The organism is Bradyrhizobium sp. Ken51 (assembly GCF_055807435.1).
Window position 1 is genome coordinate 102,073 of record NZ_JBVVPB010000020.1, and the last position, 26,482, is coordinate 128,554.

Below are 26,482 nucleotides of genomic sequence, written 5' to 3' on the forward strand. Positions count from 1 at the left end.
AGCGAAGCGACGAAGCAATCCAGACTGCATCCATGGAGAGATTCTGGATTGCTTCGCTTCGCTCGCAATGACGGTTGAGGCGATACCCTACCTGTTCGTCCCAAAAATCTTCCGCGCTTCCGCCGGGCTCGCGATCTCGCGACCCGCACGGCGGGCGCAGGCGGCGATGGCCTCGATCAGCTGGCCGTTCGACGTCACCTTCTTGCCGTCGGCGAGATAGAAGGCATCCTCGAGACCGGTGCGCAGATGGCCGCCGAGTTCGGCGCAACGCTGGTGCAGCGGCCAGATCTCTTCGCGACCGATCGCGGTGACCTGAAACTGCGCCTCGGGACGCTTCAGCTTGATCAGGATCGGCAGCAGATCGGGATCCGACGGCATGCCGGAGGCGACGCCCATCACGAAATTATATTCGAGCGGGCCCTTGTACATGCCGACCTGGCGGTACATGCCGACACAGCGGACGATGCCGACGTCAAAACATTCAAATTCGGGGATAGTGCCGACCGCGTTCATGACGTCGAGATAGTCCTTCACCTTCTCGACCGCGTTGTCGAACATCATCGGCGGCCAGGCCCAGCTGTTGTCGGCCTTCACCTTCAGATAGTTGAGCGAGCCGGCATTGCAGGCGGCGATCTCCGGCCTGGTCTCGCGGATGCAATCCAGCGCTCCGCTGTAGTTCGGCCCGGAGACACCGGAGGTGTGGTTGATGATCACGCCGGGGCAGGCTTCGCGGATCGCCTGCTGGATTTCCTTGCTGACGCTGACCTCCCAGGACGGCAGATGCCCCTTGTCCGGCGCCTGCTGGCGCAGATGGATGTGCATGATGGACGCGCCGGCATCGAACGCAGCCTTGGCCTCGCGCGCCATCTGCTCGGGCGTCACAGGCACGTTGTGCTGCTTCGGATCGGTGAGCACGCCGTTCAGCGCGCAGGTGATGACGGCCTTGTCGCTCATGCCTTGAATGTCTCGCACGTTGATAATTCAACGTTTGCGATCATGTGATGGGCGGCATGCGGCTTCTTGCGCGGAGAAGCTGGAAAGCGACGAGTCGTAGGGTGGGTTAGCCGAAGGCGTAACCCACCTCTTGAGCTTCCTTGGAGGCAGAGTTGGTGGATTACGCCTTCGGCTAATCCACCCTACGAAGGATATCAGCTCGCCTCCGCCAGCCTCACCGTCTCGCTGCTGCGATAAATCGCAAGATCGCGCGAGCCGACGAAGATCGCGCGCGGCTTCAAACCGTAGAACCGACGGATCGAGTGGCTGAAATGGGTGCTGTCGGGATAGCCGATGTCCTGCGCGAGATGGGCGAGGTTGAGGTCTTGGTTGGCGAAGTGCAGCAGATGCCGCGCGCGCTTCCAGGCGCGGAAGGAGCGGAACGAGATGCCGGTCTCTTCCTTGAACAGATGCAGGAAACGCGAAGCGGAAAGTCCGGCGTCCGCCGCACAAGTGTCCGCCGTCACGGGTTCGCCCGTGAAGCGGCCGATACGGGCGACCGCACGCGTCACGCGGGGATCGAGCACGCGGCGCGGCAGCGCCTCGCCAAAACACATCTCGTCGAATTCGGCGGTGGTGATGTCGCCGTAGCGGCGCTGGCGCAGCAGCGTGTAGGCGGCAAGGATCTTACGGGCATAGACCGCCCTGTCGGGTCCGGTGAGCCGCTCGGCCAGGACCTCGATCACGCCATCAGGCATGCTCTCCGGCTCCAGCGTTACGCTGATCGCGGTGCGGTAGTCGCTGGCAATCGAATGCCGCTGGTTCGGCAGGGTCACGAACAGCTCGCCGGTGGCGAGAGCATCGTCGATCGTCAGATGCAGGCTGCCCTTCACCGCTACATAGACATGGCAGCAGCCCGGGGTTCGCTTGCGGGGGCGGCCGAGCAGGCCAGCGTAGAACACCCGCTCCGGCGTGATCAGCATCAAATGGTCGGATTCGCGACCGTTATCTTCCATTGGGATCCTCCTCGCGCGGCTCTTTGGCCGCTGCGGACGGAGGTCACCTTAGCGGAAATCTGGGCGCTGTCACGGCGGGATAACGCTATCATGAAGCGCAAAACGTCGGCACTCCGGGAGGGGTGGTGGAAGGCCCGGAACTGTTCAACTACCGCCGTCGCGGCCTAGTGCGCAATTGCGCACGGGGGCCGGGACGACCAATCTTAAGCCCTCACCCTTGGCGCCACGTTCTGCTCGACGCCTGCCTGTTGCTCCGCAGCAACCGCGCGCTTGAAACCATCGCGCTGCTGCAAGCGCGCCCAATAGGCTGCGACATTTGGCCCAAAATCCTTGGCAAGCCCGATATTGTCGGCGAGGCGGAGCGCGTAGCCGATCACGATGTCGGCGGCAGTGAAGCGGCCGGCGCACAAGGCCTCGGTATTTGCGGTCGCTGCCTCCACGGCGCGCAGCCGGCCCAAGAACCATTTGGCATAGTCGCCGGCGACCTGCGGATTGCGGCGCTCTTCCGGCTCGAGCTGGGTATATCGGAGCACTAGCGTCTGCGGGAAGGTTAACGTGGCGTCACTGAAATACATCCAGTTCAGAAACGCGCCATAGGCGGGATCTTCCGGCCCGACCATCAGTGGTGTCGGTCCATGCTTGATGCCGAGATAGTGGCAGATGCCGGACGATTCCGTCATCTTGGTCTCGCCATCAACCATGAAGGGAATCGTGCCGAGCGGATTGATGCCGAGATATTCCTTAGCGAAGACCCGCGGGGGGAACGGCAGCATCTTGAGCTCGTAAGGTAGCCCCATCTCCTCCAGCATCCAGAGCGGACGGAAGGAACGCGCAGCATCGCAGTGATAGAGGGTGATCATCAGGAATTTCCTTTGCTGCCGGGCAGCGTGCCCATCATCTTGCACAGGACCATCAGCATGACCTCGTCGGCACCGCCGCCAATCGATGTCAGGCGGCTGTCGCGATAGGCGCGGCTAACCGGCGTCTCGTTGGTAAAGCCCATTCCGCCCCAATATTGCAAGCAGGCGTCGGTAAGCTCGCGGCCGAGTCTCCCGGCCTTCAGCTTGGCCATGGTCGCAAGTTTCGTGACATCCTCGCCCGCCACCAGCGCCTCGCCAGCACGGTAGATCAGTGCACGCAACAGCTCGACCTCGGTCTGCATCTCCGCGAGCTTGAAGTGAACGACCTGGTTGTCGAGGATCGACTTCCCGAAGGCCTTACGGTTTCGGGTGTATTCGATGGTCTCGTTGATGATGTATTCGTGCGCCTTCAGGCAGGCGGCCGCGCCCCAGAGCCGCTCCTCCTGGAATTGGATCATCTGGTAGGTGAAGCCCTTGCCCTCCTCGCCGATCCGGTTGCGTCTGGGTACGCGGACATTGTCGAAGAAGATCTGCGCGGTGTCGGAGGAGCGCATGCCCATCTTGTCGAGCTTTCGCGCGACGGTGACGCCCTTGGTCTTCATGGGCACGCAGATCAGCGATTTGTTACGGTGAACGGGCCCGTCGCCGGTATTGGCGAGCAGGCAGATCCAGTCGGCCTGAGTGCCGTTGGTGATCCACATCTTGCCGCCATCGATGACGTAGTCGTCGCCGTCGGAGCGCGCATTGGTCTTGATCGAGGCGACGTCAGAACCCGCGCCCGGCTCGGAGACGCCGATGCAAGCGACGTAATCGCCTGAGATCGAGGGGCTGAGAAACTCGCGCCGCACCTCGTCCGAGCCGAACCGCGCCAGCGCCGGCGTCGCCATGTCGGTCTGCACCCCGATCGCCATCGGCACGCCGCCACAGGTAATGGCGCCCAGTTCCTCCGCCATCATCAGCGCATAGGAATAGTCGAGGCCGGAGCCGCCGAATTCGACCGGCTTGTTCAGCCCGAGAAAACCGAGGCTGCCCATCTTCTTGAACAGCTGGTGCGCTGGGAAGATGTCGGCCTTCTCCCATTCATCGACATGAGGATTGATCTCGTTGGCGATAAATTTTTGTAGGGAACGGCGGATCTCGTCGTGGTCGGCGGTAAACAGCATTTCTTTCCCTTTGTCATTCCGGGGCGCGCGAAGCGAGAACCCGGAATCCAGAGATGAGCCCTACAATATCGAGATTCCGGGTTCGACGCTTCGCGTCGCCCCGGAACGACCGAGGTCACAACCCCATCTGCCGGCTGGCCAGATCCTTCATGATCTCCTCGGTGCCGCCGCCGATGGCGTTGACCTTGACCTCGCGGTAGATGCGCTCGGCCTTGATGCCGCGCATGAAGCCCGCGCCGCCAAAAATCTGCACGGCTTCAGAGGCGCAGAATGCCATGGTCTGGGTCGCCTGGTTCTTCATCATGCAGATTTCGGCGACCGGGCTTTCGCCCTGCTCCAGCCGCCAGGCCAGCATCTCCAGCATCGCTTGCGATGCGGCGACCTTCTGCGCCATGTCGACGATCTTGTGGCGGATCACCTGGTGCTGCGCGAGCGGCTTGCCGAAGGTCTTGCGCTCCTTGGCATAGGCAATCGCCTCGTCGAGGCAGACGCGCGCGAACGCGGTGCAGCCAGCCGCCATGCCCATGCGCTCGCTATTGAAATTCCGCATGATGATCTTGAAGCCCTGGCCTTCCTCGCCGATCAGGTTCTCCGCCGGCACGCGGCAATCGTCGAAATGCAGCGTCGCGGTGTCAGAGGCCCACCAGCCCATCTTCTTCAGCTTTGTCCGCGACAGGCCGGGCGTATCCCCCTCGATCAGGAGCAGGCTGACGCCGCCGGCGCCCTCGCCGCCAGTGCGCACCGCAACGGTCAGATAGTCGGCGCGCATGCCCGAGGTGATGAAGGTCTTCTCACCGCTCACGACGTAGTGATCGCCGTCGCGCCGCGCCTTAGTCCGGAGGCCCGCGACGTCAGAACCGCCGCCCGGCTCGGTGATCGCGAGCGCGGAGATTTTCTCACCCGCGAGCACCTGAGGCAGCACGCGCGCCTTGACCTCGGGACGCGCGGCCCGCGCGATCGGCGGCGAACCGATCGTATGGCTCATCAAGCTGGCGCTGACGCCGCCGGCGCCAGCCCGCGCCAGCTCCTGGCTGGCGACGATCTTCATGAACTGGTCGGCGGCGATCCCGCCATATTCCTCCGGGAATCCGAGCCCCAAGAGCCCGATCTCGGCCGCCTTGCGATAGAGCGCGCGCGGGAATTCGCCGGCCTCGTCCCACTCGTGGGCGAAGGGCGCAATCTCCTTGTCGACGAAGCGGCGCATCACCTCGCGAAAGGCGTCATGCTCGGCGGTATAGAACGGGCTCATCATCGCACTCTCGCCTTGCTGGCGGATTCGTCTCGTCCACCATGGCCGGAACCTTGGCGGCTCACTTGCGCGGAGTGGCTGGCCGGGGCTCCCCTCCGAGCAGGCCCGCTCTAGCAACTCAACGCAAGACGATTTTCACCGCTCGCGCGCCAACTCCGGATCAAAAAAGGCGTGGTGCACAAACTCCGGCTGGCCCCAGGGCCATGCCGGGCATGGTGCACGGCAATAGGGACGCGGGCGGCACCAGACCGCCGAGGGAGGAATTCTTGGCCGTTCGTTACTATGACTGGATCGCCCACCATGGCCGCCGCACGCCGAACAAGATTGCGGTAATCGACCTCGCGAGCGAGCGCCGCTTCACCTATGCGCAGCTCGATGCGCGTATCTCGCGTCTCGCGTCATTCCTGCGCCACACGTTGAAAGTCTCACGCGGCGAGCGGGTCGCGGTGCTGGCACTGAACACGACCGATACGCTGGAGGTGCAATTCGCCTGCGGACGGCTAGGTGCGGTCTTCGTACCGCTGAACACCCGCCTTACCGTTCCCGAGCTCCAGTTCATCACCGGCGATTGCGCCCCGAAGGTGATGATCCACGACACCGATCTCGCCGAAACGGCGCTTGCCGTCGCAAAGCTCTGCGGCATTGCGACCAGCCTGCCGCTTGGTCCCGGCGGGACTTACGAGGCTGGTATCGCCGCCGCAAAGCCGCTTAAGACAATCGAGGAGGTTACCCTCGATGATGTCTCGACCATCATGTACACCTCGGGCACCACGGGCCATCCCAAGGGCGCCACCATCACCCATGGCATGACCTTCTGGAATTGCGTCAATCTCGGCGGCCCCGCCTGCATCGGGCCCTCGTCGGTGCTGCTCACCGTGCTGCCGCTGTTCCACACCGGCGGCCTGAATTGCTACACCAATCCGGTGCTGCATGCCGGCGGCACCGTGATGATCATGCGCGCCTTCGATCCCGGCACGGCGCTTGGTCTGATCAATGATCCCGCGCAGGGCATCAACGTGTTCTTCGGCGTACCCGCGATCTACCAGTTCATGGCCCAGCATCCGGCCTTCGCGACGACCGACCTCGGCCGGCTGATCGTCGGCGGTGTCGGCGGCGCACCAATGCCGGTGCCGCTGCTCAAGGTGTGGGAGGCGCGTGGCGTCGCACTCCAGCAGGGCTACGGCATGACCGAGACCTCGCCGGCCGTGCTGGTGCTCGACCGCGAGGATGCGGCACGGAAGGCCGGCTCCGCCGGCAAGCCGGTGCTGCACACGGAAGTGCGCATTGTTCGCCCTGATGGCAGCGACGCCGATGTCGGCGAGCTCGGCGAACTCTGGGTCAAGGGACCGAACATCACGCCCGGCTACTGGAACAGGCCGGAGGCAAATAAGACGTCGTTCACCGATGGCTGGCTGCACACGGGCGACGCGACACGCGTCGACGAGGAAGGCTTTTACTACATCGTCGACCGCTGGAAGGACATGTACATCTCCGGAGGCGAGAACGTCTATCCGGCCGAGGTCGAGAACGTCCTGCACCAACTCAACGCCATCGCGGAAGCCGCCGTGATCGGCATTCCCGATGCGCAATGGGGCGAGGTCGGCCTCGCCATCGTCGCGATCAAGCCCGGCCAGCGGTTGACCGAGGCCGATGTCTTCGCGCACTGCGCGGCGAATCTCGCGCGCTTCAAATGTCCACGCCAGGTCTGCTTCGTCGATGCGTTACCCCGCAACGCGACCGGCAAGATCCACAAGCCGACCTTGCGCAAGGAATTCTCAGGCGCCTCGGAAGTCGACAAGATAGCTGCCAACGCCTGATCAAAGCGCCCTCTCGCGGGCGCTTTTCTTTTTCGACGTGCCTGCTCCGACCCAGAAGAAACCTCAAGGGATTTAAGGAATTTTCATGAACAAGAAACTCCCCCTGCTTGCCGCAGCAACGGCGTTGGCGCTGCTCACAACCCAAAGCGCCCATGCCCAAAAAGCGTACGACACGGGCGTCACCGACACGGAGATCAAGATCGGTAATGTCGAGGCCTATTCCGGCCCGGCTTCCGCCTACGGCGTCATCGGCAAGACCGAGGAAGCCTATTTCAAGATGATCAACGACCAGGGTGGCATCAACGGCCGCAAGATCAACTGGATCTCCTACGATGACGGCTACTCGCCGCCAAAGACCGTTGAGCAGATCCGCAAGCTGATCGAGAGCGACGAGGTCTTCCTGGTGTTCAACGCGCTGGGCACGCCGACCCAGACCGCCGTGCAGAAATATCAAAATGCCAAGAAAGTGCCGCAGCTGTTTCTTGCCACGGGCGCCAGCAAGTGGAACGACCCGAAGAACTTTCCCTGGACCATGGGCTTCCAGCCCAGCTACCGCGTCGAAGCCCAGATCTTCGCAAAGTATATTCTGAAGGAGAAGCCGGACGGGAAGGTTGCCATCTTCTATGCCAACGACGATTTCGGCAAAGACTACCTCGCCGGGATCAAGGACGTGTTCGGCGAGAAGGCGTCGAGAATGATCGTGGCCGAAGAGAGCTACGAGACGTCGGAACCCTCGATCGATGCTCATATCGTCAAGCTCAAGGGCACCGGCGCCGATGTCTTCGTGAACATCGCGACCCCGAAATTCGCGGCGCAGGCGATCAAGAAGATCGCGGAGCTTGAGTGGAAGCCGATGCATCTCATGACTGATGTCTCGGTGTCGATTGGCGCGGTGATGAAGCCGGCCGGCCTCGAGGCATCCGAAGGCGTGCTGTCGGCGGGCTATCTGAAGGATGCCTCGGATCCGCAGTGGAAGGATGATGAGGGCATGAAAAAGTTCATGGTCTTCATCGACAAGTACATGCCTGGCGCAAATATTTCGGACGCCAATCTGGTTTACGCCTATGCCGCGGCCCAGACGATGGTGCAGGTACTGAAGCAGGCGGGCGACAATCTGACCCGCGAGAATGTGATGAAGCAGGCAGCGAGCCTCAAGGACTTCGTGCCCGACACCCTGATCCCGGGCATCAAGATCAACACCTCGGCCACGGACTTCGCGCCGATCGAGCAGCTCAAGATGTGGCGGTTCAAGAAAGGCCAGTGGGAGCTGTTCGGCGATATCATCAGCGCCGAAACGGGCGGCTAGCTCGCGGCGATCGCACGGACCTCGCCGAAAATAGCGGCCGAAAGGCCGCTATTCTTTTGTGTGCGCCGGCGAGGCAGGCTATCCCGGCAGGAACAGCGCGAAGGACTCCTCGACCGTGCGTCGCAGGTGCTTTCGGTACGACGCGTGGTTTTCATCGTCGGGCCCGATCCGTCCCAGCGACGGCTTCTGAACATTCCTGAGCGGCACATAGGCGATCGGCGCCGCGATCGGCGTCAGCTGCGAGCCGGGGCCGGCGCGGAGCGTCGAGATGATGCCGTACATCTCGCCGGCGACCGTCGGCCGCGACACCGTGATCACGCGATGCTGGCCGTGCTTGATGATGACGAGATAGATGAAGCCGGACTGATGCGGTACCGCGACCTCGCCGGTGTGCTCATAGGCGGCATCGGTCCGCTCCCCCTCGCGGAACACCAGTGAGGAGACCTTCGGCTCCCAGACGATCTCGGTGCGGTAGGCGAAGATCGCGTCCTTCTCGCCGAACGACGGTCGCAGCGTGATGTAGACGTCCTCGAGCCAGGTCACCGCGCGATGGGCATAGGAGCCGAGGCTGTCGGGCGCGACATCGCTTACGGCCGGGGGCGCCACCATGGCGGCGCTTCTGCGCAGGGAGACGCCCAGCGCCTGCTCCAGCCGCACCGTGGTCGCCAGCGTGAACGGCCGTCGACCGCCGAGCACCTTCTCCAGAGTGGACAGGCTGAGCTTGGCCTGCTCGGCCAGCGCCTGCCGGGAGATCCGGCGCCTGGCGAGCTCCTCCCGAATGGTCTCGGCGATCTCGCGACTCTGCTCGTCCGAAAGCTGCTTGTCGGCGAATTTGTCCTGCGTCTGCATCGTGGCCCTGCTCCAGGACGACACCCTAGCAGGGCGGACAAACCAGCACAAAACCGCACTTGGCCACCCGGCGGCAGGCCGCGCGGGCCGGCCGCGGCGGATCATTGCCGATCATTCTGCTCGCGCGATCGCCCTCTCCCGACCGATGCTCGCCATCGTCAAACACCCTTTGGGAGCAGGCCAAATGGACAATTACGACGCAGTCGACAGCAACGAACACCCCTGGCTGGGCAGACTCATCGTGGTCGGACTGTTCCTTCTGGCGCAAGGCATCGCGGTGATGCTGGTCGCCTTCGTGGCCCTGCTGGTGAGTTTCCAGCCGGGCTGGTCGGCAACGACGGAGCAGGCCAGCCTGCTTCAGCCCGGTGACGCCAAGTCCGGCACCCTGCTTCTGAAGGAGGACGGGGCCTACACGGAAGCGATCCGCCTCGGCATCGATGTCGACATCACGGTCTCGGGCCCGACACTGCGAGCACGAGTCACCCAAATCTTCCGCAACCCGACCAAGGACTGGGTCGAGGCGACCTATGTCTATCCGCTCCCCACCGGCGGTGCCGTCGATTCGCTGAAGATGGTGGTCGGCGACCGCGTCATCGTCGGCGACATCAAGGAGCGGCAGCAGGCGCGCGTGATCTACGAAGAGGCGCGCCGCGCCGGCCAGAAGGCCGCGCTCACGGAACAGGAGCGGCCGAACATCTTCACCAACTCGGTCGCCAATATCGGCCCCGGCGAAACCGTGCTGGTGCAAATCGAATATCAGGAGCCGGTGCACCAATCCGGCAACGAATATTCGCTCCGCCTGCCGCTGGTGGTCGGGCCGCGCTACAATCCGGCGCCGATCGTCCAGAGCGTCGATTTCCGCAACGATGGCTCCGGCTGGGGCGCGACGAGTTCGGACCCGGTGCCGGACCGCGATCGTATCTCGCCGCCCGTGCTGGATCCCGCCAAGGATGCGCCGGTCAACCCGACCAGCGTCACGGTCCGCCTGAACGCCGGCTTTGCGCTCGGCGAGATCAAGAGCCCTCACCATAACGTCAAGGTCGAGAGCCCGGACAAAACGACGCGAATCGTCTCGCTTGCCGACGGTGCGGTGCCTGCCGACCGCGATTTCGAACTGACCTGGAAGCCGGCCGCCGTGATGGCGCCGTCGGTCGGCTTATTCCGCGAGCGCGTCGGCGACGCCGATTATTTGCTCGCCTTCGTCACCCCGCCCGCCGCCGAGCAGGCGACGCAGAAGCCACGGCCGCGCGAGGTGGTATTCGTGATCGACAATTCCGGCTCGATGGGCGGCACATCGATCGTTCAGGCCAAGGCGAGCCTCACCTACGCACTCTCCCGACTCCAGCCGACCGACCGTTTCAACGTCATCCGTTTCGACGACACCATGGACGTGCTGTTTCCGGCCTCCGTGGCCGCGGATGCCGAGCGTGTCGGTGAAGCCACCTCGTTCGTCAGCGCGCTGCAGGCGCGTGGCGGCACCGAGATGGTGCCGGCGATGCGGGCCGCGCTGACCGACAAGGTCAGTGACGCCGGCATGGTTCGTCAGGTCGTATTCCTGACCGATGGTGCAATCGGCAACGAGCAGCAATTGTTCGAAACGATCACGGCGATGCGCGGCCGCTCGCGCGTGTTCATGGTCGGCATCGGGTCGGCGCCCAACACCTATCTGATGACGCGCGCCGCCGAACTCGGCCGCGGTGCCTTCACCCATATCGGCTCCGTCGAGCAGGTCGAGGAGCGCATGCGCGGCCTGTTTGCCAAGCTCGAGAACCCGGCCGTGACTGGCCTGAGCGCGAAGTTCTCCGAAGCCAAGGCCGACGTCACACCGGCGATCATTCCCGACGTCTATCGCGACGAGCCGCTGGTGCTGGCGGCAAAGCTCGACACGCTCGCGGGCTCGGTCGAGATCAAAGGCCGCGTCGGCGACCGCCCATGGTCGGTGACGCTGCCGCTGCAAAATGCGGCCGAAGGCAAAGGCCTGTCGAAGCTTTGGGCCAAGCGCAAGATCGACGATGCGGAAGTGGCGCGCACCCTGCGCGAGATGACGCCCGAAGACTCCGACAAGGCGATCCTGGCACTGGCGCTCGACCATCAGATCGTTACGCGGCTCACCAGCCTCGTCGCGGTCGACAAGACGCCGAGCCGTCCCGAAGGCGAGCCGCTCAAGCTCAGCGAATTGCCGATAAACCTGCCGGCCGGTTGGGATTTCGCGAAGGTCTTTGGCGAACGACAGCAGGCCCCGGCGCAGCTCCGCGAGCGTCACGCCGATGCGCGCAACCAACCGGCCACGAGGCGGCCGACGCCTGCTGCACCGGATGCGATCCGCCTGCCCAAGACCGCGACCTCGGCCGAGCTGAAAATGACCGCAGGTCTGATCCTGGTCGTGCTCGCTCTAATCCTGTTCGTGTTCAACCGGCGTCAGTCCTTGCTCGCTGACGCCGCTTGAGAGAGGAGCCCCCCGAACTCCTCTGTTAGCGCGCGCGGCTGCCCGTCCCACACCAACGGCCGCGCGCGCCTTTTTTGTTGTCATTGCGAGCGCAGCGAAGCAATCCAGGCTGCCTCCGCGGAAAGATTCTGGATTGCTTCGCTTCGCTCGCAATGACGAGTGTGGAAACAATGCCCCGCTTCATCTCTCCCCTGGTTCTCGCCCTGATCGGCATCATCCTGTTCGGCGACGGCGCCTACATCCATGCCAAAGCGTGGCTCGCGCAGGTGCTGCTGGAGCGCGCATTCGACCGGAGCGTTGCGACCGGCGAGGTGGTCAGACCATGGTCATGGGCCGATACCTGGCCGGTCGCGCGGATCGAGGTCAGGCGGATCGGCGCCAGCGCGATCGTGCTGGAAGGCACGAGCGGGCAGGCGCTCGCTTTTGGGCCCGGCCATCTCCGCCAAACGGCTGACGCGGGCGAGCGGGGTGTTGCCGTATATGCAGCGCACCGCGACACTCATTTCCGCTTCCTGCGGAATGTCGCCATTGGTGACGTAATCGATGTCACACGCAGTGACGGCAAGCACTTTCGCTATCGCGCGGATTCCTCCGCTGTCGTTCGTTTTGATGCATCAGGTCTCGGTCCCGCAACTCAGGACTTTGAGCTCGTGCTCGCGACCTGCTGGCCGTTCGACGCCATCGCGTCCGGCCCCGAGCGCTATATCCTTCATGCCACCCTGATCGGAGCCGATGAATAGCGGTTAGCACTCGATCCGTCCCCTCTTGAATCCGCCCCCGACCTGTCCGCGTGTCGACGTCGTCTACGGCCATCGCGTCTTCATCGATCGCCGATCACCAGAGATTGATGCGCGCTCATTCCATCGCACGGCATACCCGCCCAACTGGTTGCCAGTCCGAAGAACTCGCCATAGAACAGAGTGACGCGCCGCCAACAACAACAACAGGTGAGGTCACACCATGGAAGCTCGCGTATCTGCCGCCTCCGGTTCATCGCGCCCATGGTCTCCGCCGCCCGACGCCAGCGACATCGTCAAGGGCATCCACGCCATGCTGCATCCGCGCAACATCGTGCTGGTGGGCGCGACCGACAAGCCCGGCAACTATGCCGAGCGCATCTGGAACAATTTGGTCAAATACGGCTATGAGGGCGGGCTCTATCCGGTCAATGCCAAGCGCGACGCCATCTGGGGTGTCCCCTGCTACAAGGACTTTGCAAGCCTGCCGGAAAAGCCCGACCACGTGCTGGTGGTGGTGCCGGCGCGCTTTGCTGTGCAGGTGATCCGCGATGCCGCCGCGGCCGGCGCGCGCTCGGCCACCATCGTCACCTCGGGCTTCAGCGAGTTGCAGGACGAGGAGAGCCAGAAGCTCGCCGCCGAACTGCAAGCGGCCGTGCGCGAGACGGGATTGGCGGTCACCGGCCCGAACTGCCTCGGCAATTTGAGCGCCGGCGAAAAGCTCTTCACCAATATCGACGACCGTATCGTCACCATGGAACAGGGCGCGGTGGCGATTGCCGGGCAGTCCGGCGCCATCGTCATGGCGATCCGCCAGGCACTGGAAGATCGCGGCGTCGGGGTCGGCTACATGGTGACGACCGGCAACGAGGCCGGGCTCGAGACGCCGGACCTGATGCGCTATTTCGCCGAGGATCCGAGCATCAAGGTGATCGTGGTCTACCTCGAAGGCGTCCGCAACACCAAGGCATTCCGGGACGCCAGCAAGGCGGCGCGCGCCGCGAGCAAGCCGGTGATCGCGCTCAAGCTCGGGGCATCCGAGGGCGGCCGCGCGGCGGCGATGGCACACACCGGCGCGCTTGCGGGCTCGATCGAGACATTCGACGCCATTGCAACACGCGAAGGGGTCATCAGGGTCGACGGGCTCGACGAACTGATCGAGACCACCGAATGCTTCGTCCACGCCACTGTGCCCAGGGGCGACCGGCTCGCTGCGGTGACGCTATCCGGCGGCAAGCGCGGCATGCTGATCGACGCCTTCGATGCAGAAGGCCTGAATTTTGCACCACTCAGCTCGCATGTCGGCTCGGAGCTGGCAAAAATGCTCGGGCCGGGCTCGATCGTCGGCAATCCGCTCGACGCTGGCTTTGCCGCGGTGGTCGATCCCTCCGTCTACATGAAATCGATCGGGCTGATGATCGACGACCCCGATATCGATATCGTCATCATCGATGCCGAGCTGCCGAAGGCGCCGCACGAGCTGCGCGAGCGCAATCTGCGCATCGTCGACGAGATGGCGAGCCGGGCCGGCAAGCCGGTGATCTATATCAGCGCGATGTCGATCGGCTTTACTGAATTCACCAAGACCTTGCGCAAATCGCTGCCGCATCTCGCCGTCTTGCAAGGCATGGATCGCGCGGTAAATGCGATCAAGTCGCTGCTCGACTACGCCAAGCTGCGCAAGGAAGTGCCCGATATCGTCTCGAGCTCGAAGCCTGCCGCCCTCGCGGTGCTGGAGAAGGCGCTGAAATCGGCAACCGGCGCCGCGCTCGACGAGGTCGCCTCGAAGAAACTGCTGAAGGCCTATGGCATCCCGATCTCGAAGGAGGCAATCGCACAGACAGCGGCCGAGGCCGTGAAGATCGCCAAGCAGATCGGCTTCCCGGTCGTGGCCAAAGTCGTCAGCGCCGAGATCCTGCACAAATCCGACATCGGCGGCGTGGTGCTGAATCTCAACAACCCGGCCGAAGTGAAGAAGGCATTCGCCGACATCACCGCGCGGGTGAATAAACTCAAGGGCAAGCCGAAGCTCGACGGGATCCTGATCGCGCAACAGGTCAAGGCCGATTTGGAACTCGTGGTCGGCGCCTCTCTCGATGCCGAGATGGGTCCGGTCGTGCTGTTCGGCACCGGCGGCATCGATATCGAGCTGATGAAGGATGTCGCGCTCGCCGGCGCGCCGCTGGACGAGGCTGAGGCTCGGCTCCTGATCGGCCGGACCAAGGCCGGTATCAAGATGCGCGGCTATCGCGGCAAGCCGGCCTTGCACGAGGCCTCCGCGGTGAAGGCGCTGGTCGGCCTGTCCAACCTGATCGCGGATGCCGGCGACCGGATCGCCTCGATCGACGTCAATCCGTTCCTGATCAACGCCAAAACAGGCGTCGCCGTCGATGCCCTGATCGTGCTGAACAATGCTGCGGCGAAACGCGCCGCCGGGCATTGATGTCGCGTAGGGCGGATTAGCGCAGCGTAATCCGCTAATCCTTGCGACAAACGCGAGAGGAAGTGGCGGGTTACGCTTCCCTAACCCGCCCATCCTATTATTGCGGCCACAGCATCATCCTTCCAACTTCCCCGCTTTGGCCGTAAAATCATCCCGCATGGCACGCGCGAGCAATCTGGTGATCGGAACGGCGACGCTGGCGGTGATCGCCGTGGCGTTCGGCGGCGTGCTCGGCGTGCAGAAATGGCGCACCCTCCAGAGCCGCAGCCCGTTGCGCGTTGTATTCGAGGGCGGCTCCGCCAGCGGATTGCGCCGCGGCGGACCGGTCAATTTCGACGGCGTCCCAGCCGGCCAGATCCTGTCGATCAAGCTGGACAATCCCCGCAAGGTCGTGGCCCTGGTGATGCTGGACAATACCGCGCCGATCCGCAAGGACACCGTGGCGGGCATCGAGTTCCAGGGTCTCACCGGCGTCGCCGCGGTGTCGCTGATCGGCGGCGCGCCCTCGGCGCCGCCAGTGCCGCTCGACTCGGACGGCGTCCCCGTGCTGACCGCTGATCTCAGCGACGCCGAATCGATCGTCGACACCCTGCATAGTGTCGATCGCACCATCGTCAGCAACGCCCCGGCGATCAAGGAGGGCCTGCGCACGTTCGAGACATACACCGCCGATCTCCGGAGCAAGGGCGGCGAAATCGATTCCGTCATGGCCAAGGTCGACAGCGCCTTCGCGGGCTTCGACAAGGCGGTCACAAAGATCGAGGGCGTGGTGCCCGGCTTTGCCGACGGCAAGGCGGATGAGCTGTTCGAAAAGGTCCAGGGATTGCACGAGCTCGCCGACACCATGAAGAAGAAATCGGCAAACTTCCTCGAGGAGATCCGTCGCTCGCTGCTCGACGTCAGCGAAGCCGCCAACAAGATGAGCGGGACACCCACACCGGCCGCCGCTCCGCGACCGCCGCGCAAGCCGGCGCAGCAGAAGCGGTAGACCGTCACCACGCGTAGCGGACGACGCCCTTGCCGGCGTAAGAGCGGATGACGTTCGAGAACTCCCCCTCGAAAGTCGCCGACGCAGACCAGCCGTTCATCCAGCTCATCTGCACCGCCGCCGTGGTCAGTGCGGAATCGTGCGCCTGGGCGGCGCCGTTCACCACGAACGCCGATCCCGGCAACGTCTGGAAGACCGCACCGACGGCGCGATCCGGATTGTACTCATGTGCCCAGGCGACGCGGCCGCGCAGGGTCATCAGGCCGCCGGCCGCGGCAAATGACTTGTCCGCGCGCAGGCCGAGCTCGGTGCGGGTGCTGGTCACGTCCTTGGCGGTATAATTCAGCGCGAAGATGTTGCTGCCGACCACAGCGAACTCCGAATAGCTCGGAAGGCTGAACACGGTGGCCTGGAGCGCCGCATAGGGCGTGAGGCCGATCCACTGCGAGGCATAGCGATAGCCGCCCTCGATTCGGCCCGAGAGCGCGTTGGCGTTGAACTGCGCACGCAACTGATCGACGCCGGCGGCGGTCACGATGCGGTTGGTCGTGACGTCCTGCCAACCATAGGCCAGCGCGGCCGTTATGTAGGCCGGTCCCGCCGTATGACGCACGAAGGCGCCGGCCTGGAACAGGTCGGAGCGGCCCCAGCCGAGTCCGTTGACGTTGAAGCCGGTTGCCCCGCCCGCAAGCGCAAAGCCGGCGATCGTGGACGGCGAGAAGCGGTAGTCGAGGCCGACGGCGGTGCCGTAGACGCTGCTGCTGGTGTTGTTTGAGCCGAAGCCGGCATTGCCGTCGGTGGTCTGCGAGCCACCATAGCCGGCCGCCCACACGTCCCAGCGTTGTTCGAAACTCGCCGGCGGCGTCTTGCGATGGATCGAGGCAAGAGCGTCGCGTGCGCTCCTGTCGCGTGCGCCCTTGCTGATCGCGGCATATGCGTTCGCGCTCGTCTCGTCCGCGAAGGGCGTCGCACCCGGCGTCCCGCCACGCTCCGAGCCAAATACATCGGTGAGCAGGCCGAGGAACAGGTTCATCGCGTTGAAAGTCGTCTGCTGCGTACCGGTCGCCGACTCGCCCGAGGCCTGTGTCAGCCCCGCCGGCGAGAGATTCGCGAGAGCCACGGGAAGGCTGCCGGTCCGGTTGAAGACGCTCGTCAGGGCGTTGGCGACGTTCTGCTGATTGACGTTGAGACCTGTACCGTAGCCTAGCGAGAGATCCAGAAAGACGTTGTTGGGATCGTAGCTCAGGCTGGCCTTCAGGTTCGAAGACAGACCCGCGACGGCCGGATTGAATTTGTCGGGAAGCGTCGCCGAAGTCAGGATCGTGTAGTGTTTCGCGATCGAGCCGGTCGGGACGACTGTAACCGTGGCCCCATTGAGCGTGGAGGTCCCGGTGACGACAGCGATGCCGTTGCTCGTACCTGAGACCTGCACCATGTACGCCGACGCCGCCGTGAAGGTGAGATCGCCGTTCACGTTGAGCATTCCGGTCGGGTTGCCCGGCGACAGCGTGCCACCATTGACGTTGATCGTGTTGACACTGCCGACGCCGCCGAATGTGCCACCGGTCGCGACGCTTACATTGCCGTTGATGGTACCGACCAGCGTGAGCGTGCCGCCCAGCACATTCCAGTCCTGATTACCCGTGCCGGTCACGGTCCAGTTCGAATTGTCGACCTTGTTGAAGGTCGAGAAGCCGTCATACTGAAGAAGGGGACCGATCAGGTCGAGGTTGAACGTATCTTTGCCGGTGCCGCCGAGCTGGAAGGTGTCGGCGCCGGTGCCTAGCACCAGACCGTTGATGATGCTGCCGGGTCCGAGCGTCAGTGTGTTGGGGCCGCAGACACAAAACTCGATTGCAGCAATTCCGGCCGCAGCGTTGATGGTCCCCGAGTTGAAGACGTTGGCCCCGCCGTTCGCGCTGATGCCGACACCGCCAGCACCGACGGTAATGGTTCCGGTATTGACGATCTGGTTTGTCGTTGTGAACGAGCTCACGTCGATACCTAAGCCGGAATCGCCGACGGTGATCGTACCGCTGTTGATGATGGTGTTGGAATCACCGAGAGCTACGATGCCCTCGGCGAAATCGGCCCCTGTGATCCGTCCATTGTTGCTGATCGTGGAGGACAGGCCCGTAAACGCGATGCCCGCACCGCCCAGACCGACGCTGACCGTCCCGTTTTGGTTGATCGCGGTCCGATTGCCTTGCACCGCAATGCCGGCGGATGCGCCGTCGCCCGACTTGATCGAACCACTATTGGTCACCTTGCCGTCATCACCGAACAAGGCGATGCCAACGCCAAAGTCGCTGGCCGTGATGGCGCCGAAATTGCTGACGGTTTGAAAATTACCCTGCATGAAGATGCCGGCGGCACTCTGCCCGACGGAAATCGTGCCGGTGGCAGCGTTGGTGACCGTGTTGTTATCCATAATCGCAACGATGCCGCCGGAGAAGCCCGAGGAATCGCCGACCTTGATCGCGCCCGCATTGGTCACGGTCGTGCCACCGAATGAAGCGTAAATCCCGATTGAATCGTCGAGGCCGGTGATCGTGCCCGTCGCGGCGTTGGTGATCGTGTTGCTCTGGACCGCGAAGATGCCCGCGCCCGACGTGCCGATGAACAGCGCACCGCTGTTGCTAACGCTATTGTTGTTTCCTACCGAGATCGCGCTGCCGTGGTCGCCTGTGGTGAAGGTCCCGGCATTGATAATGATGTTGTGATCGAGCGCGGAGATACCGAGGCCGTTATCAAGCACCGTGATGGCGCCGTTGTTGGTCACGGCGTTCGAATTGCCGCCATTTATGCCGGTGAGGCCCGAGCCCGCCGACACCGTGCCGTTGTTGGTGATGACGTTGGTGTCATTGACGTTGATCGCCGCCGTGCCGTTATCGTTGACGCTAGCGCCAGTCAGCACATTGACGGTTAGATTGGTGACGCCGCCGCCTGCCGCAAAGCCGTCGGCATCGGTGCCGCTACAGGTGACGGTCTGCCCGCTTGCCGCCGGGTCGGGCGCGCAGTCCGCCTGCGCAGGCGTCGCCGATAGGCCGAGGCTGAGAACGACCGCCACGACAGACGAAGCGACCGCGGCAAGGCGCAGCCCAATTCGACCAGCCGTCGGCGGCCCAAATTCCACTTTGATGCCCTCAGTCCAGCGCTCCCCAGCGGCGCCGCCGGCAAACTAGGCCGCCGGGCCACTCCGTGGAACTACGGAATAGGCGGAATCGCTGGGGGGCAGCAAAACCGGACTGATTCAGCTGACCATGTTGCACCAGAGGCACGCTTTTCCGGCGCAGCCTGGTCGATCCACGACGTTTGCGTGTGCGGCTCGGTCGCAGTATTGACCGTCGTTCACATCAATGACTGATCATCTGGGGCGGCGCCGCGTCCCAACGGGAGCGAGCGGCACGCCTTTCACACACACTGGTTTGGGCCACGGCTCAGTAATTCGTGGGCGCCGCTTCATTCGGGATGCCGTCGATCGGGCATTCGGCGGTCCCGGGCGTCGCGCGCGTCATCGCCTCGACCATGTCCCGTGTGCCCTCGGGATCGGCGATCCAGTTCTTGTAGAAATCATAGGGGCAGGCCGCTACGCCGCGCGGGCTTTCGCCGGAATTGATCATACCCGTGTAACCGCGATGGACCAGCTTGTAGAGATGGTTCTGTGACTGACCGTTGCGGCGCGCATCGCGGATCAGATGCTTCGACAGCTGGGCATATTGGATGCCGTAGTCCTCCTCGCCGCACTCGCCGAGGGTGCGGCCGTCGAAGCCGATGATCGCGGAATGACCGAAATAGGAATAGACCCCGTCGAAGCCGGCGGCGTTAGCGACCGCGACATAGACGTTGTTGGCCCACGCCATCGCCTTGGAGATCATGACCTGCTGCTCCTTGGCCGGATACATGTAGCCCTGGCAACGCACGATCAGCTCGGCTCCCTTCATGGCGCAGTCGCGCCAGATCTCCGGGAAGTTGCCGTCGTCGCATATGATCAGGCTGACCTTCATGCCTTTCGGGCCGTCCGAGACATAGGTGCAATTGCCGGGATACCAGCCTTCGATCGGCACCCACGGCATAATCTTGCGGTACTTCTGCACGATCTCACCCTTGTCGTTCATCAGGATCAGGGTGTTGTAGGGCGCCTTGTTCGGATGCTCCTCGTGGCGCTCGCCGGTCAACGAGAACACGCCCCACACCTTGGCCTTGCGGCAGGCCTCGGCAAAAATCGCGGTCTCTTCACCGGGCACCGCGCAAGCGGTCTCATACATCTCCTTGGAATCGTACATGATGCCCTGGGTGGAGTATTCCGGAAAAATCACCAGATCCATGCCGGGAAGGCCAGTCTTCATGCCCACCACCATGTCGGCGATCTTGCGGGCATTGTCGAGCACCTCGGCCTTGGTGTGCAGGCGGGGCATCTTGTAGTTGACCACCGCGACGCCGACGGTGTCGTTGCTGCTGGAGATGTCACCGTGAAGCATTGAATTGCTCCTCTACTCTGTTTGAGATTGCCGCGTGAATCAGTGACTGATCATCCAGGGCCGCGCGGTGGGGAAGCCCTTGGCGCCGCTCCTGGTCTTGGTCACCAGCCGCGCCGGCTTCTTGTCCGATGCGTTCTTCGATGACTTCTTGCCCGTGGAGCAGCAGCCGCAACCGGGACCGTGCGCGGCTTTGTATTGCGCCAGTGTCTGCGGCGCATGCGTGCTGCGCTCGTTGACCGCGTGAGCTTTGCGCGTCTCCGACGGCATGCAGAAGAAATTCGGCGCGGTCAGAATGACCCGCGGGGCCATGATTTCGCAACTTGGACAGACCTGCGGATCGTCGCATTCGGCCATCGGGCGCATATCCTTGAACGGACCGCAATCGTCACATAGATATTCATAGACCGGCATCGCATCATCCCTACGCTGTTGCCTGTAAGAGAAACCATTCCGCGGCGGATGCGGGGCGGCAGATACGCCGTCCCGCATCCCGTCGCGCAGGGATTACTTGTCCGGCGAGATCGGCATCTGGATATCGCCCTTGATGTGCTTGATCGGACCTGCCGAGGACGGCATCACGTCGAAGTCGAAGATCTCCGTCGGCAGCCATAGCGTGGCGCAGGCGTTGGGCACGTCGACGACGCCTGAGATGTGACCCTGAACCGGTGCGGTGCCAAGGATCGAATAGGCCTGGGCGCCGGAGTAGCCGAACTTCTTCAGATATTCGATCGCATTCAGGCAAGCTTGGCGATAGGCAATGGTGACGTCGAGATAGTGCTGCTTACCGGCTTCGTCGACCGAGATGCCTTCGAAGATCAGATAGTCCTTGTAGTTCGGCGTGATCGGCGATGGCTTGAAGATCGGATTCTTGACACCGTACTTCGCCATGCCGTCCTTGATAACTTCGACCTTCAGATGCAGCCAGCCGGCCATCTCGATCGCGCCGCAGAAGGTGATCTCGCCGTCGCCCTGGCTGAAGTGGAGATCGCCCATCGAGAGACCGGCACCGGGCACGTAGACCGGGAAGTAGATCTTCGAGCCGCGCGAAAGATCCTTGATGTCGCAATTGCCGCCATGCTCCCGCGGCGGCACTGTGCGCGCGCCCTCAGCACCGATCTTGTCCTTGACCTCGCCCTTGGCGCGGCCGCCATGAGCGGTCGGCGCGAACGGCGGATTGGCAAGGCCGGGCACGCGGGTCGGATTGGTCGCGATCAGCTCGGCCTCGCGCTTGTTCCAGGTGTCCAACATCTTCGGATCGGGGAGACAGCCGATCAGGCCGGGATGGATCAGGCCGGCGAAATTGACGCCCGGAATATGCCGCGACGAGGTGTAGAGGCCCTTGATGTCCCAGATCGACTTCTGCGCCAGCGGGAAATGATCGGTGAGGAAGCCGCCGCCGTTCTGTTTGGAGAAGAAGCCGTTGAAGCCCCACATGCTCTCCTTCATCGGACCGACATCGAGCAGGTCGACGACGAGGAGGTCGCCTGGCTCGGCGCCCTTGACCCCGATCGGGCCGGAGAGGAAGTGCACGATCGACAGATCGATGTCGCGGACGTCGTCGGCGGAATCGTTGTTCTTGATGAAACCGCCGGTCCAGTCATAAGTCTCGATGATGAAATCGTCGCCAGGATTGACCCAGGCTACGATCGGAATGTCGGGGTGCCAGCGATTATGCACCATGTCATTTTCATAGGCCGACTTGGTGAGATCGACCTTGATCAGTGTCTCTGGCATCGAGAAGCTCCCCTTTTACACGGTTGGTTAGACGGACAGATATTTCGAGACCTGCGCGGCATCGACGGCGTCGCGCGGGTCGTCGCGGACGATCTCACCGTTCTCGATCACCAGCACACGGTCGGCGATATCGAGCGCGAAGCTCAGGACCTGCTCGGACACGACGATCGAAAGCCCCTTCTCGTCGCGGATGCGCTTGAGCGTGCGCGCCATCTCCTTGATGATCGACGGCTGGATGCCTTCGGTCGGCTCGTCCAGCAGCAGCACTTTTGGTTTTGTCGCCAGCGCGCGAGCGATCGCGAGTTGTTGCTGTTGACCGCCGGAGAGATTGCCGCCGCGGCGGTCCTTCATCTCCAGCAGCACCGGAAACAGTTCGTAGATGTCACCGGGCACCTCGGTTCCGCCGGAGACCACGAGGCCGGTCTCGATGTTCTCCTTCACCGTCATGGTGGAGAAGATCATGCGGCCTTGCGGCACATAGGCGAGGCCCTTGGCGACGCGCGCGTAGCTCGGCAAGGCACCGAGCTCGGCGCCATCCATGGTCACCGAGCCGCTCTTGGCCGGCAGGATGCCCATCAGCGATTTCATCAGCGTGGTCTTGCCCATGCCGTTGCGGCCCATGATCGCCACGATCTCGCTGGGCGCGACCTTGACGTTGAGCCCGTGCAGCACCTCGCTCTGGCCATAGGCGACGTGAAGATCGGAAATTGCCAGCATCAGCGTGCTCCTCAATGACCCAAGTAAACTTCAATGACCTTGGGGTCGTTCTTCACCTTCTCCATGGTCCCTTCCGAGAGGATCTGCCCCTGGTGAAGCACGGTCACCTTGTGCGCGATGTCCTCGACGAACTTCATGTCGTGCTCGATCACCAGCACCGAGCGGTTCTTGATGATGCGGTTGAGCAGCTCGGCCGTCTTGGCACGCTCGGAGACGCTCATGCCGGCGACGGGCTCGTCGAGCATCAAGAGGTCGGGGTCCTGGATCAGCAGCATGCCGATCTCGAGCCATTGCTTCTGGCCGTGGCTAAGCTCGGAGGCATAGGTGTTGAGCTTGTCCTTGAGGAAGATCATCTCGGCGACCTCCTCGACGCGTGACTTCACCGGCTGGTCACGCTGGAAAGTGAGTGAGCCGAATACGGTACGGCCGCGCGGAAACGAGATCTCGAGATTCTCGAACACGGTGAGGTCTTCGAACACCGACGGCGTCTGGAACTTGCGGCCGACGCCGGCCTTGACGATCTCGTTCTCCTTGAGCTTGGTCAGCTCGGTACCGCGAAACTGGATCGAGCCTTCGGTCGCCTTGGTCTTGCCGCAGATCAGGTCGAGCACCGTGGTCTTGCCGGCCCCATTGGGGCCGATGATGACGCGGATCTCGTTCTCCTCGATGTAAAACGAGAGATCGTTGACTGCCTTGAAGCCGTCGAAGGAAACCGTCAGCCCGGAGACCGCGAGCAGGAATTCCTTGGGCTGATGACCGACGAGCATGATCTATCTCCTCACTGCCAGCATGGCATCGGCATCGTGATGACCGACGAGCATGATCTATCTCCTCACTGCCAGCGTGGCATCGGCATGGTGATGACCGACGAGCATGATGGTCTCCTCACTCTGCGGGTGCGCCGTCGGCAACCGAATTGTCGCTCCAGCCCGGCTTCTTGCGCGAGGCGAACAGGCGATCGATGCGCGGCTGCACATAGTCGGCCCAGAGCCCCGACAGGCCGTTCGGGAAAGCAAGCACGACCGCGATGAACAGCGCGCCGAGACCGAACAGCCAGAGTTGCGGGAAGGACTCCGAAAGGCTGGTCTTGGCGAAGTTCACCAGAATGGCGCCCCATATCGCGCCAAAGATCGACATCCGTCCGCCGACCGCGGTGTAGATCACCATCTCGATCGACGGCACGATGCCGACAAAGGACGGCGACATGAAACCGACATTGAGCGCGAACATGGCCCCGCCGATCGCGGCGAAGACCGCGGCCATACAGAACGCAAAGATCTTGAAATTGGCGACGCTGTAGCCGGAGAAGCGGACGCGATCCTCCTGTTCGCGCATCGCCACCAGGATGCGGCCGAGCTTGGTCAGGCGGATGAACTGCGCGATGCCGATGCAGGCGAACAGCAGCACTACCTCGACGAAGTACAGGATGACCTTGGCGTGGTCGGGCCGGATGTCCCAACCCTTGAGGGTGCGCAGGTCGGTCATGCCGTTGATGCCACCGGTGTAGCCCTGCTGACCGACGATCAGGATGGTCAGGATGGCCGCGACGGCCTGGGTGATGATCGCGAAATAGGTGCCGCCGACGCGGCGCTTGAACATCGCGGTGCCGATGATCAGCGCGAAGATGCCGGGAACCAGGATGATGGCGAGGATGGTGAAGGTGAGACTGTGAAACGGCTGCCAGAACAGCGGCAGTGACGTGATCTGATTCCAGTCCATGAAATCCGGGATGCCCGGCGTCGACTGGATTTTCGTGTTCTCGACGCTGGAGGCTTCCAGCTTGAGGAACATCGCCATGCAATAGCCGCCGAGGCCGAAAAACACGCCCTGCCCCAGACTGAGAATGCCGCCGTAGCCCCAGCACAGCACCAGACCGAGCGCGACGAAGGCGTAGGTCAGATACTTCGCGACCAAGTTGAGACGGAACACATCCAGTGAGAGCGGCAGGATCACGAACAGCACGGCGGCCAGCACGAGGAAGCCCATGAGCTCGGATCGATTGAAGAAGCGTGAGTTGATGACCATGACTTGCCTGCTTCTTGTTATTTGCGGACCTTGAGGGCGAAGAGACCCTGCGGCCGCAGCATCAGGATTCCGACAACGGCAAGCAGCGTCAGCACCTTGGCCATCGAGCCCGACAGGAAGAACTCGAGGGTGGATTGGGTCTGCGAGATCGAGAAGGCCGATGCGATGGTGCCGAGCAGGCTTGCCGCGCCGCCGAACACGACCACCAGGAACGTATCGACGATGTAGAGCTGTCCGGAAGTCGGCCCGGTCGAGCCGATCATGGTGAAGGCACTCCCGGCGACACCGGCAATGCCGCAGCCGAGGCCGAACGTGTAGCGATCCACCTTTTCGGTGTTGATACCGACGGCACCGGCCATGATGCGGTTCTGCACGACGGCGCGCACCTGGCGACCCCAGCGCGATTTGTACATCACGTAGGCGACGCCGACGGTGATCAAGACGGTGAGGCACATCACGAAGACGCCGTTGATCGGCACTTCGATGCTGTCGGTCACGTGCAGCGAGCCGAGCATCCATTGCGGCAGCTCGACGCCGACCTCGCGCGCGCCGAACACGGAGCGATAGGCCTGTTGCAGCATCAGGCTGAGGCCCCAGGTCGCAAGCAGCGTGTCGAGCGGGCGCTTGTAGAGATGCCGTATCAGCACCCATTCCACCAGCATCCCCAGCGCACCGGACGCGACAAAGGCCAGGATCATCGCGAGGAAGAAGTAGCCGCTGAACAAGCTCGGCAAATAGGATTGGAAGAAATTCGAGGTCATCCAGGTGACGTAGGCCCCAAGGATCATGAACTCGCCATGGGCCATGTTGATAACGCCCATCTGGCCGAAGATGATCGCAAGACCGAGCGCCATCAGGACGTAGACGGAGAACAGGATCAGTCCTGCAAAGCCCTGCATGACGAAGATGGAGCCAAGGTCACCAAGCGAGTAGTCGCCGAACATCGATGTCCTCCATCGGGGGATAGGGTCCCGCGTCGCGAGCAGGTTCGCGACGCGGGGGTCTTGGGCGTGGATTTGCGGTCCACGCCAGGGAGAGGTTTGCCTGAAAGGGAAACGGCGGCGAACGCCGTGACTGACTGGTGGCTCTCGTCTTACTGGTAGCCCTTGGGGAACGGATCCGGCTCGACCAGATCGGCGGTCTCGTAGATCAGTTCGAACTGGCCATCGAGCTTGGCGCGTCCCACCCGGGTCTTCGACCAGAGGTGATGATTTTCGTGGATGCGCACATAGCCTTCCGGAGCGCCCTTGAACTCGATGCCCGGCGACGCCGCCGCGATCTTGTCGATGTCGAAGGAGCCCGCCTTCTCCACCGTCAACTTCCACAGCCACGGGCCAAGATAGGCAGCCTGGGTGACGTCTCCGATCACGGTCTTCTCGCCCCACATCTTCTTGAACGCCGGGACGAAGCTCTTGTTGTTCGGATTGTCGAGCGACTGGAAGTACTTCATGCAGGCATAGGCGCCCGCGATGTTCTCGCCGCCGATGCCATCGATTTCGTCTTCGGTCACCGAGATCGTCAGCAGCGCCTGCTTGGAGAGGTCGATGCCGGCCGCCTTGAGCTGCTTGTAGAATGCGACGTTCGAGCCGCCGACGACGTCGGTGAAGATCACGTCGGGCTTGGTCAGCTTGATCTTGTTGATGACCGAATTGAACTGCGTATTGCCGAGCGGATAATATTCTTCGCCGACGACCTTGCCCTTCAGCACGTTCTCGACG

Annotated in this window: 21 protein-coding genes; 6 read left to right on the plus strand and 15 right to left on the minus strand. The window is 63.0% G+C overall.

Annotation, left to right across the window (positions count from 1 at the left end; translation table 11 throughout):
• Positions 1-87 precede the first annotated feature (87 nt).
• From AC0L27_RS28705 to AC0L27_RS28725, 5 genes are all read right to left on the minus strand, one after another.
• Positions 88-954, minus strand: a complete 867-nt coding sequence (locus AC0L27_RS28705; protein WP_027514515.1) for a beta-keto acid cleavage family enzyme — start codon at positions 952-954, stop codon at positions 88-90.
• Positions 955-1,148: 194 nt separating this feature from the next.
• Complete coding sequence (locus AC0L27_RS28710) at positions 1,149-1,949, minus strand: AraC family transcriptional regulator (protein ID WP_354205983.1); 801 nt, start codon at positions 1,947-1,949, stop codon at positions 1,149-1,151.
• A 203-nt stretch (positions 1,950-2,152) separates the two neighbouring features.
• Entirely contained in the window at positions 2,153-2,809 is a 657-nt protein-coding gene (locus AC0L27_RS28715) for a glutathione S-transferase family protein (RefSeq protein WP_354205981.1), read from the minus strand.
• The gene (locus AC0L27_RS28720) at positions 2,809-3,972 is read right to left on the minus strand and encodes an acyl-CoA dehydrogenase family protein (RefSeq protein WP_354205979.1); all 1,164 of its coding nucleotides are present in this window, start codon (positions 3,970-3,972) and stop codon (positions 2,809-2,811) included. The genes AC0L27_RS28715 and AC0L27_RS28720 overlap by 1 nt, the downstream gene beginning before the upstream one ends.
• Before the next feature lie 115 nt (positions 3,973-4,087).
• Positions 4,088-5,224, minus strand: coding sequence for an acyl-CoA dehydrogenase family protein (locus AC0L27_RS28725; RefSeq protein WP_354205977.1), 1,137 nt, complete (start codon positions 5,222-5,224; stop codon positions 4,088-4,090).
• Between the two features lie 263 nt (positions 5,225-5,487).
• Here AC0L27_RS28725 and AC0L27_RS28730 point away from each other — a divergent pair, with 263 nt between their 5' ends.
• Entirely contained in the window at positions 5,488-7,038 is a 1,551-nt protein-coding gene (locus AC0L27_RS28730; RefSeq protein WP_354254621.1) for an acyl-CoA synthetase, read from the plus strand.
• An 85-nt stretch (positions 7,039-7,123) separates the two neighbouring features.
• Positions 7,124-8,344, plus strand: a complete 1,221-nt coding sequence (locus AC0L27_RS28735; protein WP_473321045.1) for an ABC transporter substrate-binding protein — start codon at positions 7,124-7,126, stop codon at positions 8,342-8,344.
• A gap of 78 nt (positions 8,345-8,422) precedes the next feature.
• On the opposite strand, the gene AC0L27_RS28740 is transcribed toward AC0L27_RS28735, so the two are convergent.
• A complete protein-coding gene (locus AC0L27_RS28740; protein WP_354205972.1) occupies positions 8,423-9,193 on the minus strand; it encodes a helix-turn-helix transcriptional regulator in 771 nt (256 codons plus the stop codon).
• Between the two features lie 184 nt (positions 9,194-9,377).
• Here AC0L27_RS28740 and AC0L27_RS28745 point away from each other — a divergent pair, with 184 nt between their 5' ends.
• From AC0L27_RS28745 to AC0L27_RS28760, 4 genes are all read left to right on the plus strand, one after another.
• Positions 9,378-11,639, plus strand: a complete 2,262-nt coding sequence (locus tag AC0L27_RS28745) for a marine proteobacterial sortase target protein (RefSeq protein WP_354205970.1) — start codon at positions 9,378-9,380, stop codon at positions 11,637-11,639.
• Positions 11,640-11,809: 170 nt separating this feature from the next.
• The gene (locus AC0L27_RS28750; RefSeq protein ID WP_354205968.1) at positions 11,810-12,379 is read left to right on the plus strand and encodes a class GN sortase; all 570 of its coding nucleotides are present in this window, start codon (positions 11,810-11,812) and stop codon (positions 12,377-12,379) included.
• A 220-nt stretch (positions 12,380-12,599) separates the two neighbouring features.
• Complete coding sequence (locus tag AC0L27_RS28755) at positions 12,600-14,819, plus strand: acetate--CoA ligase family protein (RefSeq protein ID WP_354205966.1); 2,220 nt, start codon at positions 12,600-12,602, stop codon at positions 14,817-14,819.
• Between the two features lie 157 nt (positions 14,820-14,976).
• The gene (locus AC0L27_RS28760; RefSeq protein WP_354205964.1) at positions 14,977-15,807 is read left to right on the plus strand and encodes an MlaD family protein; all 831 of its coding nucleotides are present in this window, start codon (positions 14,977-14,979) and stop codon (positions 15,805-15,807) included.
• A gap of 4 nt (positions 15,808-15,811) precedes the next feature.
• Here AC0L27_RS28760 and AC0L27_RS28765 read toward each other — a convergent pair whose 3' ends face one another.
• The 9 genes from AC0L27_RS28765 to AC0L27_RS28805 form a co-directional block, all read right to left on the minus strand.
• Entirely contained in the window at positions 15,812-18,877 is a 3,066-nt protein-coding gene (locus AC0L27_RS28765; protein ID WP_473321050.1) for an autotransporter outer membrane beta-barrel domain-containing protein, read from the minus strand.
• Between the two features lie 370 nt (positions 18,878-19,247).
• The gene (locus tag AC0L27_RS28770) at positions 19,248-20,288 is read right to left on the minus strand and encodes an aliphatic amidase (protein WP_354205960.1); all 1,041 of its coding nucleotides are present in this window, start codon (positions 20,286-20,288) and stop codon (positions 19,248-19,250) included.
• A gap of 39 nt (positions 20,289-20,327) precedes the next feature.
• Positions 20,328-20,699: an FmdB family zinc ribbon protein gene (locus tag AC0L27_RS28775; RefSeq protein WP_275168549.1), complete on the minus strand. Its 372-nt coding sequence runs from the start codon at positions 20,697-20,699 to the stop codon at positions 20,328-20,330.
• 93 nt (positions 20,700-20,792) lie between these two features.
• Complete coding sequence (gene fmdA / locus AC0L27_RS28780; RefSeq protein ID WP_007598072.1) at positions 20,793-22,022, minus strand: formamidase; 1,230 nt, start codon at positions 22,020-22,022, stop codon at positions 20,793-20,795.
• Between the two features lie 27 nt (positions 22,023-22,049).
• Positions 22,050-22,739: an urea ABC transporter ATP-binding subunit UrtE gene (gene urtE, locus AC0L27_RS28785; protein ID WP_354205958.1), complete on the minus strand. Its 690-nt coding sequence runs from the start codon at positions 22,737-22,739 to the stop codon at positions 22,050-22,052.
• An 11-nt stretch (positions 22,740-22,750) separates the two neighbouring features.
• Positions 22,751-23,506, minus strand: coding sequence for an urea ABC transporter ATP-binding protein UrtD (gene urtD / locus AC0L27_RS28790; protein ID WP_275168550.1), 756 nt, complete (start codon positions 23,504-23,506; stop codon positions 22,751-22,753).
• Between the two features lie 118 nt (positions 23,507-23,624).
• Positions 23,625-24,764 (minus strand): urea ABC transporter permease subunit UrtC, encoded by a 1,140-nt coding sequence (urtC, locus tag AC0L27_RS28795; protein WP_275168551.1) that lies wholly within the window; start codon positions 24,762-24,764, stop codon positions 23,625-23,627.
• A gap of 17 nt (positions 24,765-24,781) precedes the next feature.
• Positions 24,782-25,708 carry an urea ABC transporter permease subunit UrtB gene (gene urtB, locus AC0L27_RS28800; protein ID WP_211395282.1) on the minus strand — a complete coding sequence of 309 codons (927 nt, stop codon included), beginning with the start codon at positions 25,706-25,708 and terminating at the stop codon, positions 24,782-24,784.
• Positions 25,709-25,857: 149 nt separating this feature from the next.
• On the minus strand, positions 25,858-26,482 hold a 625-nt coding region (locus AC0L27_RS28805), incomplete at its 5' end, for a transporter substrate-binding protein (protein ID WP_473321052.1).

Excerpts from the sequence above, each read along its gene's own strand:
- AC0L27_RS28770 (WP_354205960.1), bottom strand. The coding sequence starts at position 20,288 with ATGCTTCACGGTGACATCTCCAGCAGCAACGACACCGTCGGCGTCGCG.
- AC0L27_RS28740 (WP_354205972.1), bottom strand. The coding sequence starts at position 9,193 with ATGCAGACGCAGGACAAATTCGCCGACAAGCAGCTTTCGGACGAGCAG.
- AC0L27_RS28750 (WP_354205968.1), top strand. The coding sequence starts at position 11,810 with ATGCCCCGCTTCATCTCTCCCCTGGTTCTCGCCCTGATCGGCATCATC.
- urtC (WP_275168551.1), bottom strand. The coding sequence starts at position 24,764 with ATGGTCATCAACTCACGCTTCTTCAATCGATCCGAGCTCATGGGCTTC.
- urtE (WP_354205958.1), bottom strand. The coding sequence starts at position 22,739 with ATGCTGGCAATTTCCGATCTTCACGTCGCCTATGGCCAGAGCGAGGTG.
- fmdA (WP_007598072.1), bottom strand. The coding sequence starts at position 22,022 with ATGCCAGAGACACTGATCAAGGTCGATCTCACCAAGTCGGCCTATGAA.
- AC0L27_RS28760 (WP_354205964.1), top strand. The coding sequence starts at position 14,977 with ATGGCACGCGCGAGCAATCTGGTGATCGGAACGGCGACGCTGGCGGTG.
- AC0L27_RS28705 (WP_027514515.1), bottom strand. The coding sequence starts at position 954 with ATGAGCGACAAGGCCGTCATCACCTGCGCGCTGAACGGCGTGCTCACC.
- AC0L27_RS28715 (WP_354205981.1), bottom strand. The coding sequence starts at position 2,809 with ATGATCACCCTCTATCACTGCGATGCTGCGCGTTCCTTCCGTCCGCTC.
- AC0L27_RS28725 (WP_354205977.1), bottom strand. The coding sequence starts at position 5,224 with ATGATGAGCCCGTTCTATACCGCCGAGCATGACGCCTTTCGCGAGGTG.
- AC0L27_RS28735 (WP_473321045.1), top strand. The coding sequence starts at position 7,124 with ATGAACAAGAAACTCCCCCTGCTTGCCGCAGCAACGGCGTTGGCGCTG.
- AC0L27_RS28775 (WP_275168549.1), bottom strand. The coding sequence starts at position 20,699 with ATGCCGGTCTATGAATATCTATGTGACGATTGCGGTCCGTTCAAGGAT.
- urtB (WP_211395282.1), bottom strand. The coding sequence starts at position 25,708 with ATGTTCGGCGACTACTCGCTTGGTGACCTTGGCTCCATCTTCGTCATG.
- AC0L27_RS28720 (WP_354205979.1), bottom strand. The coding sequence starts at position 3,972 with ATGCTGTTTACCGCCGACCACGACGAGATCCGCCGTTCCCTACAAAAA.
- urtD (WP_275168550.1), bottom strand. The coding sequence starts at position 23,506 with ATGCTCGTCGGTCATCAGCCCAAGGAATTCCTGCTCGCGGTCTCCGGG.
- AC0L27_RS28710 (WP_354205983.1), bottom strand. The coding sequence starts at position 1,949 with ATGGAAGATAACGGTCGCGAATCCGACCATTTGATGCTGATCACGCCG.
- AC0L27_RS28755 (WP_354205966.1), top strand. The coding sequence starts at position 12,600 with ATGGAAGCTCGCGTATCTGCCGCCTCCGGTTCATCGCGCCCATGGTCT.
- AC0L27_RS28745 (WP_354205970.1), top strand. The coding sequence starts at position 9,378 with ATGGACAATTACGACGCAGTCGACAGCAACGAACACCCCTGGCTGGGC.